The following is a 17676-nucleotide window of genomic DNA, read 5'->3' as shown; positions in this document are numbered from 1 at the left end:
CTCGTGGGCACTGCCGCGCCGGGCGTTCCGCGTTCGGGCCGAGTATGACCGTACGGTCACAGGTCGCGCTGCGGGGAACGCGGTGGGCCCGGCCGGCATCTAGGGGGTCGGCGGGGACCCCCGGGGGCCCCGCCGCACGATATCGGCAAGACCGGCGGGCCGCGGGTCATCGCGTGGGCGGTGGGGGCGACGGCCGGGTACGAGCAGCAAGGCGGGGCTGGGATGAAGGCGGTAACGGTGTCGGGTGACTCCTCGGACACTCCGAAGGACGAGGGGACCCCGGTCCCCGCGGGGCGCGACGCGGACGCGGACGCGGTGACGGCACGGAAGCCGGCGGACCGGGACACGGCGGGGGCCGACTCGGCCGAGGCCGTGTCCGATGCCGACGGCGACGGCGGGGGCCGCGCAGACCGGGCGCCGGCCGCCGTCCCCGAACACCGCACCACGGCGGAAGCCGCAACCACCTCTACGGGCGCCACCGACCCCAGCCCGGCCGATCCCCGGACCACCGCGGACGCCGACGCCACCGCCGTCCCGGCACAGACCGAACGACCCGCCAGGCCCACCGACACGAGCGACGCAGACGGCCTCCCGGCTCCGGCGGAGGTCGAAGTGCCGGGCACCGCCGAGTCCGACGACGCCGATCCGGCGACGGCGGCCGAGCAGTGCGCCGACGACGACACCGGCGGGCGGAGCGCTCCGGAGGCCCCCCGCACCGCGTCGACCGGGACGGAGACGAGGGCGGGTGGGGCACCGCGCTCGGCCGATCCCGCGAAGCCCGCGGGGCCGGCCGAGCCGGACAGGACGCCGGCTCCTACGGGCCATGCCGACCCGAGGAAGGCCGATACCCCCACGGGTGACGCGGGCCGAGGCGCCCTGGACACCTCCCCCGCCGGGACGCGTCCCGCGAAGAACGGCTCGCCCGAACGGAAGACCGCGCCCGACAGCGCTCCCACCGCCCCGGACGGAACCGACACCCCCGCCAAAACGGCGGAGCCCGCACAGCGGAACGCGGCAGACGCCCCGCGCCCGCCCGCCGGAACGCGTCCCGCATCCGATGCATCCCGTCCCGCCCAGGTCGAACAGGAGGCGGCGGGCAGATCCGGCGGCCCCGCCAAGACGGCCGGGAGACGGGACGTGCGCGGCGACGCGGGCTCCGCGCCGGGCGCCCGCGCCGGAACGGCCGCGCCCGGAGCGCCCGGAGCGCGTGCTGCGGGGGACGGCGGAAAGGGCGGTCCTCGCGAAGGTCGGGAGTCCCGGCCGGCGCCGGCCCCGGCGCCGGCCCCGGCGCCGGCCCCGGCCCCGGCCCCGGCCCCGGCCCCGGCCGAGGATCGCGCGCAAGCGGCGGACAACGAGCGGACGAGCGAGTTCGTGGCGCTCAAGGAACTGCACACCCGCGCCACCGCACCGGCGCCCGTCCCCACGCCCGTACCAGCACCCGCACCCGCACCCGCCGGCCGGTCGCCGCTCGACCTGCTGGCGCCGCTCACCGACACGCCTCCCCCGCCGCAGACCGCCCGCCGGACGGCGCCGCGCCGCGTGCTGCTGTGGACGCCCGTCCTGCTGCTGGTCACCGGCGCGGCCGCCGCCGTTCAGCTGCTGCGCCCGCTGCCCCTCCCGGAGATCGTGTCCACGACCCCCGTGCACACCGTGGACGGTCAGTTCTCCATCCCGTGGCCCGAGGAGGGCCAGGGCGCGGTGCGCGTCCCGGGTTCCGGCGACATCGGCTCCTTCGGCGAGCAGAAGCCCGTACCGACCGCCAGTGTGGCCAAGGTGATGACCGCCTACGTCGTCCTCAAGAACCACCCGCTCAAGAAGAACGACCCCGGCCCCTCCATCAGCGTCGACGCGAAAGCCGTGGCGGACGGCACCTCCGAGCACGAGTCCCGGGTCGAGGGGCTGACCGCCGGGACGAAGTACAGCCAGCAGGACATGCTGAAGATGCTGATGATCCCGTCGGGCAACAACGTCGCCCGGCTGCTCGCCCGTTGGGACACCGGCACCGATTCCGAGGCCGCGTTCGTCGAGAAGATGAACGCCGCCGCCCGGGAACTCGGTATGAACGACACCGTCTACACCGACCCCAGCGGTCTGGAGGCGGCGACCGTCAGCACCGCGGCGGACCAGCTCAAGCTCGCCGAGGCCGTCATGAAGGACGAGGCGTTCCGGGCGATCGTGGCCCTGCCCAGCGCGCCGATCAAGGGCCTGTCCAAGCCGCTCGTCAACAACAACGACCTGCTCACCGTTCAGGGTCTGAGCATCAGGGGCATCAAGACCGGCTCCAGCACCCCCGCGGGCGGAGCCCTGATGTGGGCCGCGTACAAGTCGGTGGGCGACGAGACCCCCCTGATCCTGGGCACGCTGATGGACCAGCACGTGACCGGCCCGGACCCGGACGGCTCGAACAGCCTGATCCTGGTGAAGGCGAACAGCAGGAAGATCATCGAGGCGGTGCGGGCGGCCCTCAAGCAGTCCCCGGTGGTCCGCGAGGGGCAGGTCGTGGGGTACGTGGACGACAAGCTCGGCGGCCGTGCCCCGCTGGTCGCCACCCAGGACCTGAACGTGATCGGGGTGCCGGGCCAGCAGCTGTCGCTGGCCCTCTCCGGCACCGACTCGTCCCTGCCCCGTTCGGCGAAGGCGGGTACGGAGGTCGGTCGGCTGACGATCGGGGGCGGTGAGGGCGCGAAGAGCGTGCCGGTGGCGGTCCGGGGCGACCTGGACGAGCCCTCGTACGGCACCCGGTTGCTCCGTGTCGAGTAGCCGCACGCGACGCGACAGCGGAAGGGTCCCGCCGGCCGCCGGAGCGGCGCGGCGGGACCCTTCCGCGTTCGGGGTCAGGCGCCGTGCGGCATGCGGGAGGAGCGGCCCCGGCCGCGCGTGAGGGAGTACCCCCAGATGCCCGCGAGAGCGCCGAGCACGCCGCCGGCGGCGGTCCAGATCCAGCGGTCGGACCACCAGCCGCCCGACCAGCCGTCCTCCGGCTCGCGGAGGGCGCCGGTGACGGTGGCGGGAACCAGCGGGGCGGCGAGCGCGCCGTCCACCGCGTGGGCGCCGCCGGTCTCCCTCAGGTCCGCGTCGACGGCGACGCGCACCGGCTGTCCGAGGTCCTCTTCGGGCAGGTCGACGACGGTCAGCCGGACGTAGTAGCTGCCCGGCAGCGGGTCGTTGGCCCAGGCCTCGGCACCGGCGCGGACCGTGCGCAAGGTGCAGGACAGCTCGACCTTGTCGGCTTCCTTGGCCGCCGCCGCGTTCTGGGTTCCGTAGGTGCACGCCTGGCGGCGGCGCAGCCCGTCGTACACGTCGAGCCGCCAGGTCGCGGCGCCGTGCCGGCCGGTGGACGGGGGGAGGGTGACCGAGGCCCTCACCGTGACGCGCTGCCGCGCGTCGACGGGCAGCACCCAGTACAGGTAGTCGCCGGTGGACGCGGCGGCCGTGGCCTGCCGGCCCGGGCGGAACGCGGCGGCCGTACGGAAGCTGGTGCCCGCCTCGGTCGGCGCCGTGTCGGCCGTGCCGGAACTCCGGCTCGGGCTCGGGCTCGGGGTGGCGGCCGAGGTGTCGGCCGCGGCGGTAGCGGCGGTAGCGGCTACCGAGAGGGCGGCGGCGGCCAGGATCGCCGCGGTCAGGGTGCGCGAGATACGCATCAGTTGGTCCTCCAGACGGATACGCGCCAGCGGGAGACCCATCCCCACACCAGGCCGGCGGCCAGGCCGGTGAGCACCAGGGCGGCCAGCAGCCACCAGCCGCGGCCGAGCCCGAAGGCAGCGACGTCGGAGATCTCGTCGGGGCCGTCCACCAGCTCGATGGTCAGCTCGACGGGCATGCCGGGCGCGGTCTTGACGGACGCGGGCGCGGAGAAGGAGTTGCTGACCTGGATGCAGACGGTCTCCGTCTGCCGGCCGGTCTCCTCGTCCTCGCCGTCGATCTCGGCCTTCGGGTAGCGCAGACCCGTCGAGAGGACGTCGGTGCGCCCGTCGCCGGCCTCCGAACCCCGTACGATCTCCCGCCCGTGGACGGTCGTGGCGCGCAGCAGGACGCCGTAGTCGTTGTTGACGGCGCGGTCGGCGGCGATGCTGACCGAGGCGCGCAGTTCCTGGCCGGGACGTACGTCCACCCGGTACCAGCGGTGCTCGCCGAAGCTCTCCCGGTCGCTGTAGAGCCCTGCCTTGAGCAGCGGCGCGCTCTCGCACCGCTTCGCGCCTTCGGTGACGACGGGGTTGACGACGGGGTCGGCGGCACGGTCGATCAGTTGGCGTACCCGGCCGGAGAGTTCCGCGGTGTGCTGCACGGAGGTGTACGTACCGCCCGTGGCCTCGGCGATGCAGGTCAGCTGGGCGCGCATCTTGGCGTCGGGGACCAGGCCGAGCGTATCGATGACGAGGTGGATGCCCTTGGCGGCGATCTCGCGCGCCACTTCGCACGGGTCGAGCGGGGCGCAGGTGTCCTCGCCGTCCGTGATGAGCACGATCCGGCGGGTGGCGTCGCCGCCCTCCAGGTCCTGGGCCGCACCGAGCAGGGCGGGCCCGATGGGCGTCCAGCCGGTGGGGGCGAGGGTGGCCACGGCCGCCTTCGCCTCGGTCCGGTTCAACGGGCCGACCGGGTAGAGCTGCTTGGTGTCCTTGCAGCCCAGCGCCTTGTCCTCGCCGGGATAGTCGGCACCCAGCGTGCGTATGCCGAGACGGACTTCGTCGGGTACCGCGTCGATGACCTCGTTGACGGCCTGCTTCGCCGCGGCCATCCGGGACTGGCCGTCGATGTCATTGGCCCGCATGGAGCCGCTGACGTCGAGGACGAGGTCGACCTTGGGGGGTTCCTTCGGTGTCGGTCCGTCGGCGGCGGTGGCGCTCGCCGGGAGGAGGCCGACGACCAGGGCGGCGAGCAGTCCGCACGCCCGGGCCGCGAGCCGATTTCTTGTGATCATCGCCGGATCGTATTGAGGATCGTCCGGCAATCCAAAACGGCCTCGCGGCGCGCGTCTTCGCCGTCCGGCAGGTGGGACGGCGAGGCCGGGCGGGTGGGGCAGCGGGCCGTGCGCGCTCCGGCGGAGCGGTGCTACGAGTCGGTGCCGCAGGTGGTCGCGGGGTGCACGGTGAGGCGTTGACGGGGGCGCGCCGAGGCGGGCGCGGGCACCGGGCGGGCGCCGGGCCGGATCACGAAGGCGGTCGGGCCGGACGCCGCGTAGCCGCGAGTGAACTCGCCCGCGCCGTGGCCGTGGACCGGCAGCCGCGTCGCGCCGTCGGGGCCGTCGGGGGGGCCGACGGGGCCGTCGGGCGCAAGGATCGCGCAGGCCCCCATCCTGCCTCCGAATGCTTCCCGGGCGGTCGCGGCCGGGGCGTCGAAGCCGTGGTCCGGCCAGGCGCTCGGCGTCGTCCGCCGGGCCGTCGGCGTAGAGCAGCAGGACGTGGTCGCGTGCGGGCAGCGGGTCGTACAGGCGCCTTAGGTGGGCGGTGATCGGGTGCCGTCAGGCCGGCGCAGTCCGGGGCGCGGTCGCCCGGCTGGGGTCCCGGACCGTCTCCCGGCGGACCCGCGAGCGCGCCGCGGCCCGGTAGCCGACGCGGAGTTGTGCCCCGCGCAGCACCAGGGCGGCGGGGTCGGACGGGTCGGCTCCGATGCCCTGCTCGGCGTGCCGGACGGTGCGGCCGGCGACTTCTTCCAGGAGAACGGGTTCTGGCACAACTTCCGTGGCGTTGCGGGCCGTCTCCGTGGTCCGCGGTCGAACCTGAACTGGTTCGCGAATGCCGTCCCGCGTCTGGCAAGGTCGGGCCGCATGGATTGCATTTTCTGCAGGCTCATCCGCGAGGACACTGCGGGCTGGGTGGCTCGTGATCCAGTGGCCTGTGCCTTTACTCCACTGAGCCCGCTGGCGCCGGGACACACTCTGGTTGTTCCAACGTCCCACTACGCGGACGTCTTCGCTACGCCGCCTGCGGTCCTCGCCGCGACCATGGCACTGGTCCAGCGCGTGGCCGAAGCCACGCGGACCGCCTTGGACGCCTCAGGTGTGAACGTCCTCAGCGCCAGCGGCCCTGGATCAGAACAGTCGGTGCCCCACCTGCACTTCCACGTCGTTCCGCGGTGGGTGGACGACGGGATCTCGACATGGCCGGCCGGACGCTCCGGGCATCGTGTCACTGGCGATCCGGCGGCGCGGCTTGCCGACGCCCTGGCTTCGAGACAGCACCACAGAAGGTGAGCCAGAACCCGAGAACGGGTTCTGGCTCGCGGCCGAAGCGTCAGCCTGCCGGCGACGGAGCGTCCCCGGCGACACGCTCGGCGGCGGGGGACGGATCGCGGCCGGTCAGCGGGACGTGCCGAATCCGTCCAGCGTCTCCCGCACGAGCCGGTCTGCGTATGCGTCGGTGAGTCCGCCGGGACGGAAGAGGATGCGGTACATCATGGGTGCCACGACCCGGTCGATGACCGTTTCGACGTCCGGGGTTTCTTCGCCGCGCTCCGCCGCCCGGGCGAGTATGGCGCCGATCTGCTCCCCCGCGAATACCGAGCACTTGCATGCGTTGTCACCGTCGGGATCGCCGAGCAGGGCGTCGCGGATGTAGGCCCGGCCGACAGCCGATCCCATCTCTTCGAGGAACTGCTCGGCCCAGTTCCGCAAGTCCGCCGACAGGCTTCCGTGGTCCTCCGGCGGAGCCTCCGGACGCAGGTGCTCGACCGCGACGTCCGACAGCAGCTCCTGCAGGTCGCCCCAACGGCGGTAGATCGTTGACGGAGTGACTCCGGCACGAGCAGCGACCAGAGGAACGGTCAGCGCCGAGCGGCTCACTTCCACCTGGAGTTCACGAACTGCGGAGTGAACGGCCTCCTGGACGCGGGCGCTGCGGCCGCCGGGGCGCACCATTGATTTGCGACTCATGAGACCAGCCTAAAGCAAAGTTTTGCACCTTAGGCGGAGCCGCCTGATCGCCAAGGCGAAGCGTTGGCTTTAACCGGCCAGGGTGGTCCGCGCCCGCCTCACGTGGCCCCGTCCATCCCGTGCGACCCGACACCACATCGCCTTCGGCTGCACCATGACCGCAAACGCACCATGACCATGGACGCCTCCCCCTCGCAGCCGCGCATGAGGTGCCGCTGTGGTGCAGCAGCCCTGACCGCGCCGGGGCCCGACCGACGACTCCGGGCGTGGTCACGTGCCCTCCACCCTCTCGACACTAAAGCCAATGCATTGCATTAGCGCGAGCTAGGCCGTACGGTCTTTAAAGCAAATCAATCGCTTTAAGCGGGAGGTCCTATGAGCAGCGCGTCCACGGGCGCACTGATGGCACGCGCCGCCATGGCGAAGCGCATGCCGTTCGCGGTGGATTCATCGATCCTGATCGCCCTGCTGGCCGCCTCCAGCGCGCCCACGCCCCTCTACCCCGTCTACCAGGACCGGTGGGAACTGTCCGCGCTGTCGGTGACGGTGGTCTTCAGTGCGTACACCCTGGCCCTTCTCGCGGCCCTGCTCACCACCGGAGCTCTGTCGGACCACGTCGGGCGGCGTCCCGTCCTGGTGGGCGCGCTCGCTCTGGAAGCGGCCTCGATGGCAGCGTTCGCCGCTGCCGACGACTTGGGCGCGCTCATCACCGCCCGCATCCTGCAGGGACTCGCCACCGGCGCGGCCGCCGGCGCGGCGGGCGCCGCGCTGGTGGATCTCGACGAGCCGGGACATCCGGGCCGGTCCACACTGACCAACAGCATCGCGCCCGCGGCCGGCATGGCGGCCGGGATCCTGACGGCCACGCTGCTCATACGCTACGCACCCGGACCGACGGTCACCGTGTACCTCTCGTTGATGCTCGTGTTCATCGCGCAGGCCGTCGCCGTCGCTCTCTCTCCCGAGACAGCCCGCCGTCACCCCGGGGCATGGCGCTCCCTGCGTCCGCGCGTCGCGGTGTCACCCCCTGCCCGCCGGGCCTTCCTGCTCAGCGGCGGAGGCGTCGTCGCCGTTTGGGCGCTGGGCGGTTTCTACTCGTCCCTCGGCCCGGCCTTCGTCCGCCTCGTAGCACCTGACGCGCCACAAGCGGCAGGAGGCATGGTCTTCTTCGCGCTGAGTCTGTTCGCGGCCCTCACGGTCTGGGCCACTCGCGCGCTGCGCCCCGTGACCGCCACGCTTTTCGGCACCGCCGCGATCCCGGTCGCCGTCGTACTGTCCCTGGCCGGCCTGCACCTGAAAAGCTTGCCTGCCGTGTTCGCCGCGGCCGTCCTCGCCGGTGTCGCCTTCGGCGCGGTGTCGCAGGGCTCGATGCGCATGGTTCTCGCCTCGGCCCCGCGGCCGGACCGCGGCACGACCCTGGCCGCGTACTACGTACTCAGCTACGTGGCGATGAGCCTGCCCGCGGTGGGCGCGGGCGTCCTCACTCAGCTGTACGGACTGGGGACAGCGGCCCATCTGTACGCCGCCCTCGTCGCCCTGCTCTCCGCGACGGCGCTGATCACACTCAGCGCAGTGCAGCGGCCAGGTCGCTGATCGACGGCGGCGACCAGCAGGGAGACGGTAACGGGCGCGTTTCAGCCGTCGGGGTGGAGTCGGAGCGTCGTGCTGAACCAACAGGTGCCCCATGTCGTAGAAGCACTCAGACCCGTGGCCGTGGGGCAGCGGCAAAGTGAGGAACATCCATGGTGCTGACCCGGCCACCAACGGCCCATGAGGACGCGAGTGTGCCACTCCAGGGCGACCCCGGTTTCGCCCTGTACGTGGCGGCGCGGGCAGCGACCAACCACTATCGTCCGCTCCTGGCCGAGCTCGGACTCACGTATCCGCAGTACGTGGTCATGCTGGTGCTCTGGGACCGGGGGCCGGTCACCGTCAAGGACCTGGGCGACGCGCTCAGCCTGGACTCCGGCACGCTGTCCCCCCTTCTGAGGCGCCTCGGGGACACGGGAATGGTGGACAGGCAGCGCAGTCGCAGCGATGGACGCCGGATAGAGGTGTCCAGCACGGAAACGGGGAACGCCTTGCGTGACCGAGCGCGTGGCATCGCGGAGTCGGCCCGGGAGGCCCTGGGCTACTCACCGGAGCAGTACGACGCCCTCGTCCGCTCCCTGCGCGAACTGACCGGCCGCCTGCGCGTGGAGACATGGCCGGAGTAGAGCTCCGGGCCGACATGTATGCGAACAGCGAGGATCTTCGCGGACGGCTCGGCCAGGTCGGCCAATCCCCCAGGGCTACGGAGCGGGTTACACGTCCCGGTTGTTCGGCGGCTTCCAGGGCGACGGACAGGATCGAGGCCGCCTTTGACGAGCGCCCCTGCGCGTCCAGATACCCCTGGAGCCGCCAAGCCGGTTGCGCGGCGTGCTTGTCGTGTCCCGCGTCTGCGGCCTGCCGCAGCACGGTCCTGAGCACCGGCAGCTCGGTCGCGTACCCAGGCCATCGGCTGGTGCGTGTCCGGCAGGTGCCGCCCCACGACCCCGGCCTCGACATATGACAGCGCGGCAGCGGCCCATGGGTCAGGCTTGGCCCCCGGCAGACGCGGTCTGGAGGGAGTGGTCGTTCATGCGGGTGCGGGCCGCGGCGCGCGCCTCCTCGGTCTCGTGCTGCTGGACCAGTTCCCAGGCGTAGACGCGCAGCAGGTCGTGGAGGACGAAGCGGCCCACCGAGGGCTCGTTGACCAAGCGTGCACGGGTGAGATCGGTGAGCAGGCGGCGTGCCTCGATCACCGGCAGCGCCGCCAGACTCGCTGCGGCAGCGGTGGAGACCTCGGGGCCCGGGTGCAGGGCCAGCAGGCGGAAGAGCCGGGCGGCCGGCCCGGACAGGGCGCGGTACGACCAGGAGAAGACGGCGCGTACGTCGGCGACGCCGTCGCTGCCGATGAAGGCGTCGAGGCTCCCCTCCGTGGCGCGCATTTCCTCGGCAAGGGCGCGCAGCGAGAAGTCGGGGTGCAGCGTAGCGCGCGCTGCGGCGATGGCCAGGGCGAGCGGCAGCCGTGCGCAGAGGTTGATGATGTCCTCGACAGCCTGCGGTTCCGCCGCGACCCGCTTCGTTCCCAGGCGTCTGGCCAGGGCGGCCCGACTGTCGGCCGCCGGGGGGATGTCCAGGGTCAGCGCCGCGGCGCCCTCCACGGTGACGAGGCCCTGCAACTGGATGCGGCTGGTGACCACCACCATGCAGCCGAATGCCCCGGGCAGCAGGGGCCGGACCTGCTCCTCGTCGCGGGCGTTGTCCAGGACGATGAGGACGCGCCGCCCGGACAGCAGGGTCCGCAGCAGAGCCGTGCGCGCGGTGGTGCAGGACGGAAGTGCCGTGCAGGACACGCCCAGTGCGATCAGGAATTTCTGGAGGATCTCGGCCGGTTCGGCGGCGCGATCGCCCGGGTCGAAGCCGCGCAGGTCGGCGAAGAGCTGCCCGTCGGGGAAACGCTCGGCGATCCGGTGCGCGAAACGCAGCGCGAGCGTGGTCTTGCCGACGCCGGGTGCCCCTCCGATCACGGTGACCTGGGTGGTGGCGTCCACGGAACGGTGTTCGGAGGACTGCGGCAGCAGCCCCGCCAGGGTGTCGAGTTCGGCCCGGCGGCCGGTGAAGTATGCCGGGGCCGGCGGAAGTTGCGCCGGGCGCGAAGCCGACTGGCCCGGCGAGATATCGGTACGGGCCGCCTGATCGGATGTTCCGCGCGCTTCCGGCGGGGCGGAGTCGACGGCGGCCGGACCCGGCAGCTGCGCCGTCCGGCCGCTGCCGATGTCCGTGACGCCGACACCCAACGCCTGCGACGGGTATCCGGTGTCATATCCCGAGGTGACGATGGACCAGGAGGTATGCCTGATGAACCCCACGTCGTGGCAGAGGATCGCCTCCTGCAAGCTGCTCACCGATGGGCTCGGCTGGAGGCCGAGCTCCTCGGACAGGTGCTTGCGCAGTTCCTCGAAGCGTGCGAGCGCCTCGGCGTGACGACCAGTGAGGTACAGCGCGCACAGCAGCAGACCCCACGCCACCTCACGAAGCGGATACTGCTTCGTGAGCGCCTCCGCCGCGCCGACGGCATGCTTCACGTCGCCGTCGTGCATCAGCGTGCAGATGCGCAGCTCTTCAGCGGCGATTCGGTCCTCCTCGAACCGGGCGGCCTGCCGGGCGGCGAACAGGTGGTCCCGGGCATCCTCCAAGGCCGCGCCCCGCCACAGGGACAGGGCGTGCTCGATCTCCCGGCGGGCCTCCTTCACCCTTCCGGCCGACAGGGAGCGGCCTGCCTCGGCGACCCCGCGCTCGAAACGGAAGGTGTCGCGCGCTTCGGGGGGAACGTGCAGGGAGTATCCGTGGGAATCGCGCACCAGCAGACCCGACTTGCCGTGCGGCGGCCTGCCCGGTTCCAGTACGACGCGCAGCCTGCTGATGTGGGCATGCAGGGAAGCGACCGCCCGCGACGGCGGGCGTCCCGCCCACAGGTCCTCGCAGAGGCGGTCGGTGGAGACGGCGCGTCCCTCCTCCAGGAGCAGGCGCACGGCGAGCACGCGGCGCTTGGGCGGCCCGAGATCCAGCACTGCCCCGGCCCGCCTGATCGTCAGTGGCCCGAGGAGGCCGCACCAAAGGCCCCTTGTCGTGCCCCGCGCCTCGGTGTCTGCTGTGCGCTTCACTGCTCTCGTCCCTGTTCGGGTGTCGGCGACGGCCTGGTGGCCGAGCCGCCTTCCGGCAGGGCGTCGGCCATGGGAACGGCGCCCTTTCCCTGGTGCGCCATGCCCTGCACGGACCTACGGGGTCGGGAGGCAAGCGGTTCGAGTCAGGGACGGCGAACTTCCGGAGCCGGGATCCCGCGGAGGGGCATGACGGTTCCCATGCCTTCTCTGCGCTCGCTCATGGCCTCGGACACCAGCTGGTGCGTGCACGGAGCGGGAACAGGACGCGCTGCGTGTGGGCGGTCGAGATCTCGGTGGGGTTCGCGGCTCGGCGGGCGCCCGCCGGTCGAGCGAACCGCCCGGGCGGGCCCGCCGCACGGTGTCCCCCGGCCGAGCGATGACCTGGGGCCGGCAAGAGATTTCTCGACAGACATTTGCCCACCGGCGAGCCGAAGAGGAAGTCGAACGCTCGGGATGACTGCGCCGCCCGGGGTGTTTGCGCATCCGCAGACCTGTCGGCCGTCGGGTTACCGCGGCGGTGGTGAAACTCGCTCGCACCCCGGCCCGGCAGGTCCGGGCACAGACGCGCGTCTTACGCCGCGGGCGCCAGGGCGCGGCCGGTGCCGGGGCCGGTCTGCTCGTACGCGTGCCCGACGCGCAGCAGCGCGGCCTCGCCCAGGGGCCTGCCCATGAGCTGCATGCCGATCGGCATGCCCGCCGAGTCACACCCGACCGGCACGGTCAGCGACGGCACACCGGTGATGTTGGCCGGGGCCGACAACCGCACATACGCGTCGGAGACGCTTTCCACCGTGCCGTCGCCCCAGGTCACGGCCGCCTGGCCGGCCTTGACGGCGGTGAGGGGCACGGTCGGCGCGGCGATCACGTCGACCGTGTCCAGCATGTGCTGCCAGCCCTGTCGCATGAGCGTGCGGGCGCGCTGCGCGCGAAGGTAGTCCCCGGCGGTCATGAGCTCGCCTGCCTCTAGGAGGATGCGGACGTCGGCCCCGTACAGATCGGGCACCGCGCGCAGCGTCCGCTCGTGGTACGCGCTCGCCTCGGGCACCATCAGCCCCCACTGGGTGGCCTGGATGTAGCGCGTCAGCGGGATCTCCACCTCGACGAGCTGCGCACCGAGGGCCTCCAGCCGGCCGATGGCGTGCCGTACCGCGGCCTCGATCTCGGGGTCCACCCGGTCGAAGTAGTAGTTGGTCGGCACGCCGACCCGCAGACCCGTCAGATCCGGGTCGGGGCCCGGCCGGTAGTCCACGGGCGGTGCCTGGACGGATGCCGGGTCGCGCGGGTCGTGGCCGACCAGGGCGGCCAGGACCAGCGCGGCGTCCTCCACCGTGCGGGTGATGGGCCCGACATGGTCGAGCGACCATGCCAGCGAGGTCACGCCGTACCGGGAGACCAGTCCATACGTCGGCTTCAGGCCGACGACCCCGTTCAGCGCGGCGGGCACCCGGATCGAACCCCCGGTGTCGGTACCCAGCGCGAAGGCGGCTGCCCCGGCGGCCACGGCGACGGCCGACCCGCCACTGGAGCCGCCGGCCACCCGGCCCTGGTCATAGGCGTTGCTGGTCTGTGGCGTGGTCAGGCCGTACGCGAACTCGTGCGTGTGCGTCTTGCCGACGAACGCCGCACCGGCTGCGGCCAGTCGAGCGGCGACCGCGCTGTCCTCCTCCGCCCGGTGACCGGCGCGCACCCGGGAGCTCGCAGTGGTGGGCATCCCGGCCACATCGATCAGGTCCTTCAGCCCTGCGGGAATGCCGTGCAGGGACCCCCTGGCACCGTCCGTGACGACCTCGGCCGCCGCACGCCGTGCCGCGTGCCGCGCGTGGTCCGCCGTCACCGTGGTGTAGGCCCGCAGGCGCGGTTCGACCTGCTCGATGCGCTCCAGCACCGAGTCCACCAGCTCGACCGGGGACACCTGCCGCGTCCGTACGGCCTCGGCCGCGTCGGCGACGGACAGTTCATATGGCTGCATCGTGCTGCTCCCATCCCGCGGCGCGGTACGCGGCGGACGGCGGTGTGTCGCCGAAGTCCAGCTCGCGCAGGACGGAGACGACGGAATGGATGTGGTCTGCGGTGGCTGCCATTCCCGAATGGCGCTCAAGTGCCAGCGGGAGCCCGCATCGTTCGGCCCAGCGGGCCGCCTCCGGCGGCGTGAGGTCTGCGGCGGACATGAGCGGCCTTCCTGATCGGAGTAAGGGGCGCGGTACGACTTCGCCGCACTAAAGCTAACAGGTTGCGTTAGCCGACACTAGCGCCTACGGTGCTTAACGCAAACCAATAGCTTTTGATCGAGGTTGGGCAAGGGAACCGCGCGTAGCCATCTCGGGCGGCACCTGCACGCGAGCTGTGCAGACTGCGGGCACCTCCTCCCTCCGATGCGTGTCCCGCTCCCGCGCGGACATCCGCTCTCTCCAGACGAAGGAAAGCACCCCTCATGAGCACAGCTCAGCTCGTCCCGTCCTGGACCGTCGGCGACATCACCGTGCACCGCATCGACGAGATGCTCCTGCCGCGGCAGACCGGCGCCTGGCTGCTGCCTGCCGCCACTGCTGACGTTGTCGCCGGGCAGGACTGGCTCCGCCCCGACTTCGCGGACCACGACGGCGTCCTGCACATCGACAGCCACAGTTTCGCGCTGGTCGTGGACGGACTGCGCGTCCTTGTCGACACCGGCGTCGGCAACGGCAAGACACGGGCGAACCCGGCATGGCACGACCTGCGCACCGACTACCTCGCGCGCCTTGCGGATGCCGGGTTCACCCCGGAATCCATTGACCTGGTGGTGCTGACCCATCTGCACACCGACCACGTCGGCTGGAACACGCGAGCGGTGGACGGCGTGTGGGTGCCCACGTTCCCCCACGCCCGGTACCTCACGGCGAAGGCCGAACACGACTTCTGGGCCGGGTACGACATGGACGAGGCGCGGCGCTCCATGTTCCGCGACTCCGTGCACCCGATCGAGGAGGCAGGCCTGCTCGAACTCATCGACGTGCCGGCCGAGGGGGTCGACATCGCCGCCGGCCTGCGTCTGGTACCGGCCCCGGGGCACACCCCCGGCCACCTTGCCGTACAGGTGGGAAGGGGTGAGGCCACGGCCCTGATCACCGGGGACTGCATCCACCACCCGGTTCAGCTGGCGCACCCGGGCATCGGCAGCTGCGTCGACATCGACCCCGCGCAGGCCGAGGCGACCCGCCGCTCGCTGCTGGCCTCGCTCGCCGACACCAACACCCTCGTCCTCGGCACCCACTTCCCCCCGCCGACCGCCGGCCGCGTGGTCACCCGCGGGGACGCCTTCCGGCTGGAGCCCGTACCCACCGACGGCCCGGCTGCCACGGTCTGACATGTGCGTGGCCGATCCCCTGCCCCTGGAGCGCCCCGCCCGCCCTGCTCACCGCGCTGTCCCGGCGTGAGTCATCGCCGTCAGGAGGTCGGCGCGTGAGGGCCCCGGGCGAAGCCGGCCGCCTCGTACTGCGGCCGGTACGCGACTGCAAGACGGCGGACCAAGGGAGAAGCAAGGGAAAAGCAAGCCCGGACAGCCACGATGCCACTCATACCACCCGGGCTGCCCGGTCGCGCACCGGGCACACATCCGCGAGAAGCCGACCAGCACTGACGTGTGCGCAGGAGACGTAATGACACGACCCGACCACTCGGGATTCGACCGCCGCGCCATCCTGCGCGGTGGGATCGCCCTCGGTGCCGCTGCGGTCACCGGAAGCGCGACCGCCGCGTTCGCCTCACCAGCCCAGGCGGCAGGACCGGGCGGCATGCCGACATACCGGTATCTGCGCGATGCCCTGGCGTTGCCTTTGAACTACAACCTCACCGGGGAGTTCATCTTCCCGTGCATCCGCGGAGTCCACGACAAGATCGAGAATCCCCGATCGCGTTTCTATCTGTATTACGCCCCGCACGAGAACCCGGGCGGGATCTGCGTCGCCTTCAGCGACACGCTTGAAGGGCCGTTCAGGGACACCGCGGCGAACCCGATCATTGACCGTGATCTGCCGTCGACCTCGGTCAGTCACGTCTCCTCGCCGCACGTCATCTGGGATGCCGCAAGCCAGCAGTTCTTTTGTTATTTCCACGGCGAGAACACCGTCACCCGGGTCGCCCGTTCCAGGGACGGCATCAACTTCACCGACGAGACACCCGTCCTCAGCACCCGTCTCGTTCCCGGCACCTCCGAGACCTCCTACGCACGCGTCTTCGAACACGCGCTGCCGGGCCGCAACAACAAGTACGTCATGGTATTCATGGGCGTGAAGGGCGGCCGACGGATCTTCTACGGCTGGTCCCCCAATGGGTGGGACAACTGGCAGTTCAGTCCCACCCCCCTGGTCAACCCCGAACCCGACGGCCTCACGGACATCTCCGGACCGACGCTGGTCAAGCGCAACAACACCACCTACGTTGCGTACCACGGCAACGACGGCCGTATGCGGATCACAGACGTCGGCAACGCATTCAACCGCGAAACCCACCTGGGTGTTTTCCACTCGCCGATCGGCTCGGACCAAGGCCGCGTCGCCGCTCCCTCATTCGGAACCGACAACGGCACCGAGTACATGTTCTACGAAGCCGGCCCCCGGCTCAGTGCGCGCATCTGCATTGCCCGCGCCATCTGAACGACCGTCACACCAGAGAACAACTGCAATGACGAGAGCAAGCTGCAACCGGAAAGCCCGCCGGCGGCGTATGCGAGGCGCGCCACATCCGCGAACCGGGTTGCTTCGCCTGTCCTTGCATCAGGTGTTCACCGTAACGTGCGCCCGATAGGGAGAAGATCTTGTTCGATTGGGTAAAATCGCTGCGCAGGGGCAGGGCGGGAGCTAGGCGCTTCGCGCTGGCCACAGCGTTCTGCGTTGCCGCTTTCACTGCATCACCCAGCCCTGCGTCGGCGATTTCCGGAGGCGATACAGCCGGCGCTCTCCGAGGCCAGGTGCAATTCTTTGTCAATGGAAGTTTCAACTGCGGGGGCTCGCTCATCGGAGCGGACTGGGTCCTCACGGCCAAGCACTGCGTCACAAGAGCGACGGCGGCAAACAGTGTGGTCTACGCCGGAAGTCGGCATCTCCGCGGTGGCCACCGCATGCTTGTATCCGAGATACATGTGCATCCGCGGACGGACCTCGCCCTCCTCAAACTCCGGGAAAGGGTGCCCAATTCTGAGGGAGTCGTAGTCAAGTACGCGATGGGACTGGCCGTTCCCGGCGCAACCATCGCGCTCAGCGGGTGGGGAGGGACATCATCCGGAGCGAACGACGACAGTCAGGACCTCAAGATCGCCTCCATGCGAGTCGAGAATTCCCGAGTGAGCGATTCTCTGACGGGCAGTGACTCAGAAGATCCCTTCGACCCCGAATCCGCCATGACAATCAGAGGCTACGGCCAAGGAAGCGGAGAGAGGGGAGACTCAGGGGGTGGCATCTGGCACAAGGGGCACATCATCGGTGTGTACACCGGAGATTCAGTGGACAATGGCCGCGTGGCCACCCTGGTGGGCACGTACGGTGGCGAACGGTGGATCTCAAGCATCAGCGGGATACACGGCGGCGGTTACCGACACAGGATCAAGTTCAGTGAAAGTGACGCGGAGGAATGCCTGAGTGGATACGAACGCACGACAGACCCCATCGTCACAGAAAGATGTGACGGGGACAACCAGCACGGGAATTGGAAAATCGTCCCCTACAACGCAAGCCACTTCTACCTGATGAACTGGGATTCGGGAAAATGCCTCATCCCGGAGTATGCCCGCTTCAAGGCTACCGGAAAGCTGATCATGGGGTACTGCGGCAGCAAGGGAGCAGAATGGACCCATGTTTGCGAAAACCAAAAAATCATGAACGCTGCCACAACGATGGTACTCACAGGCTGGAACGACAACACCGTGAGCTTGACTCACACAGGCGATCAGCCCGTTAAGGACAGTTGGGAAATCGTTCCGAAGCGACCGGTTGGCGTCTGCTGAAAAGCCGGGCTTCTTGTGTCCCAGAAACGGTCGCTTCCGGGACGGTCGCCCGCCGCGGCGAGGGGATCACGGGGGGCGTCCCGAAACCGGCGGGCGCGGCGGAGAAGCGGGACGGGTATTCGGGACGGCTGCATCGAGCAGCC

15 protein-coding genes are annotated in these 17676 nt (G+C 70.9%); 7 read left to right on the top strand and 8 right to left on the bottom strand.

Features of this window, described 5'->3' with window-relative positions; translation table 11 throughout:
- The first annotated feature begins 222 nt into the window (after window positions 1-222).
- Entirely contained in the window at window positions 223-2760 is a 2538-nt protein-coding gene (locus ACWFQ8_RS13135; RefSeq protein WP_453786281.1) for a serine hydrolase, read from the top strand.
- Between the two features lie 74 nt (window positions 2761-2834).
- Here ACWFQ8_RS13135 and ACWFQ8_RS13130 read toward each other — a convergent pair whose 3' ends face one another.
- The 4 genes from ACWFQ8_RS13130 to ACWFQ8_RS13115 all read right to left on the bottom strand — a co-directional run bounded on the left by ACWFQ8_RS13130 (window position 2835) and on the right by ACWFQ8_RS13115 (window position 5671).
- On the bottom strand, window positions 2835-3641 hold the full coding sequence (locus ACWFQ8_RS13130) for a hypothetical protein (protein WP_453786280.1): 807 nt from the start codon (window positions 3639-3641) through the stop codon (window positions 2835-2837).
- On the bottom strand, window positions 3641-4918 hold the full coding sequence (locus tag ACWFQ8_RS13125) for a VWA domain-containing protein (protein WP_453786279.1): 1278 nt from the start codon (window positions 4916-4918) through the stop codon (window positions 3641-3643). Before ACWFQ8_RS13125 ends, ACWFQ8_RS13130 begins: the two co-directional genes overlap by 1 nt.
- A gap of 131 nt (window positions 4919-5049) precedes the next feature.
- Window positions 5050-5292 (bottom strand): hypothetical protein, encoded by a 243-nt coding sequence (locus ACWFQ8_RS13120; RefSeq protein ID WP_453786278.1) that lies wholly within the window; start codon window positions 5290-5292, stop codon window positions 5050-5052.
- Between the two features lie 166 nt (window positions 5293-5458).
- Window positions 5459-5671: a hypothetical protein gene (locus ACWFQ8_RS13115; RefSeq protein ID WP_453786277.1), complete on the bottom strand. Its 213-nt coding sequence runs from the start codon at window positions 5669-5671 to the stop codon at window positions 5459-5461.
- Between the two features lie 93 nt (window positions 5672-5764).
- On the opposite strand from ACWFQ8_RS13115, the gene ACWFQ8_RS13110 reads away from it, so the two are divergent.
- Complete coding sequence (locus ACWFQ8_RS13110) at window positions 5765-6190, top strand: HIT family protein (protein WP_453786276.1); 426 nt, start codon at window positions 5765-5767, stop codon at window positions 6188-6190.
- A 105-nt stretch (window positions 6191-6295) separates the two neighbouring features.
- Here ACWFQ8_RS13110 and ACWFQ8_RS13105 read toward each other — a convergent pair whose 3' ends face one another.
- A complete protein-coding gene (locus ACWFQ8_RS13105; protein WP_453786275.1) occupies window positions 6296-6868 on the bottom strand; it encodes a TetR/AcrR family transcriptional regulator in 573 nt (190 codons plus the stop codon).
- A 375-nt stretch (window positions 6869-7243) separates the two neighbouring features.
- On the opposite strand from ACWFQ8_RS13105, the gene ACWFQ8_RS13100 reads away from it, so the two are divergent.
- The gene (locus tag ACWFQ8_RS13100; RefSeq protein ID WP_453786274.1) at window positions 7244-8461 is read left to right on the top strand and encodes an MFS transporter; all 1218 of its coding nucleotides are present in this window, start codon (window positions 7244-7246) and stop codon (window positions 8459-8461) included.
- A 191-nt stretch (window positions 8462-8652) separates the two neighbouring features.
- The gene (locus ACWFQ8_RS13095; RefSeq protein ID WP_453786273.1) at window positions 8653-9084 is read left to right on the top strand and encodes a MarR family winged helix-turn-helix transcriptional regulator; all 432 of its coding nucleotides are present in this window, start codon (window positions 8653-8655) and stop codon (window positions 9082-9084) included.
- Between the two features lie 357 nt (window positions 9085-9441).
- On the opposite strand, the gene ACWFQ8_RS13090 is transcribed toward ACWFQ8_RS13095, so the two are convergent.
- The 3 genes from ACWFQ8_RS13090 to ACWFQ8_RS13080 form a co-directional block, all read right to left on the bottom strand.
- Window positions 9442-11463, bottom strand: coding sequence for a BTAD domain-containing putative transcriptional regulator (locus tag ACWFQ8_RS13090; protein WP_453786272.1), 2022 nt, complete (start codon window positions 11461-11463; stop codon window positions 9442-9444).
- A gap of 664 nt (window positions 11464-12127) precedes the next feature.
- Entirely contained in the window at window positions 12128-13525 is a 1398-nt protein-coding gene (locus ACWFQ8_RS13085; protein ID WP_453786271.1) for an amidase, read from the bottom strand.
- Window positions 13512-13724, bottom strand: coding sequence for a hypothetical protein (locus tag ACWFQ8_RS13080; protein ID WP_453786270.1), 213 nt, complete (start codon window positions 13722-13724; stop codon window positions 13512-13514). The genes ACWFQ8_RS13085 and ACWFQ8_RS13080 overlap by 14 nt, the downstream gene beginning before the upstream one ends.
- Before the next feature lie 263 nt (window positions 13725-13987).
- Here ACWFQ8_RS13080 and ACWFQ8_RS13075 point away from each other — a divergent pair, with 263 nt between their 5' ends.
- The 3 genes from ACWFQ8_RS13075 (at window position 13988) to ACWFQ8_RS13065 (ending at window position 17533) form a co-directional block, all read left to right on the top strand.
- Window positions 13988-14899: an MBL fold metallo-hydrolase gene (locus ACWFQ8_RS13075; protein WP_453786269.1), complete on the top strand. Its 912-nt coding sequence runs from the start codon at window positions 13988-13990 to the stop codon at window positions 14897-14899.
- 292 nt (window positions 14900-15191) lie between these two features.
- Window positions 15192-16187, top strand: coding sequence for a hypothetical protein (locus ACWFQ8_RS13070; protein ID WP_453786268.1), 996 nt, complete (start codon window positions 15192-15194; stop codon window positions 16185-16187).
- A gap of 161 nt (window positions 16188-16348) precedes the next feature.
- Window positions 16349-17533, top strand: a complete 1185-nt coding sequence (locus ACWFQ8_RS13065) for a S1 family peptidase (protein ID WP_453786267.1) — start codon at window positions 16349-16351, stop codon at window positions 17531-17533.
- The last annotated feature ends 143 nt before the right edge of the window (window positions 17534-17676 follow it).

This window comes from Streptomyces sp. NPDC055254 (assembly GCF_053606025.1).
This window is presented reverse-complemented; position numbering and strand designations above follow the sequence as displayed.